General features: G+C 71.3%; 1 protein-coding gene. It reads right to left on the bottom strand.

Annotation, left to right across the window (positions count from 1 at the left end; all coding sequences use genetic code 11):
* The coding region (locus tag R0J87_RS21280) for a P-type ATPase actuator domain-containing protein (RefSeq protein ID WP_498888780.1) at window positions 1-265 on the bottom strand (265 nt) is incomplete at both ends.

Raw genomic sequence — 265 nt, 5'->3', positions numbered from 1 at the left:
CTGGGTGTGGGCGCCGACTGACGTCGCCTGCACCTCGAGCCGGCCATCGGTGCTGATCGTACCGCCCGTGACGGTGTCTCCGCTCGTGACCGAGATCGGCATCGGCTCGCCGGTCATCATGCTCGCGTCGACGGCTGCGCTGCCGCTCAGGACGACGCCATCCGCGGGCACGGTCTCGCCCGGCAGGAGCACGAACACATCCCCGGAGCGCAGCTGGCCGGCGGGTTCCACCGTCTCGACCCCATCGCGCAGCACGCGCACATGC

Source organism: Halomonas sp. SIMBA_159 (genome assembly GCF_046536035.1).
GTDB lineage: Bacteria > Pseudomonadota > Gammaproteobacteria > Pseudomonadales > Halomonadaceae > Vreelandella > Vreelandella venusta_A.
This window is presented reverse-complemented; position numbering and strand designations above follow the sequence as displayed.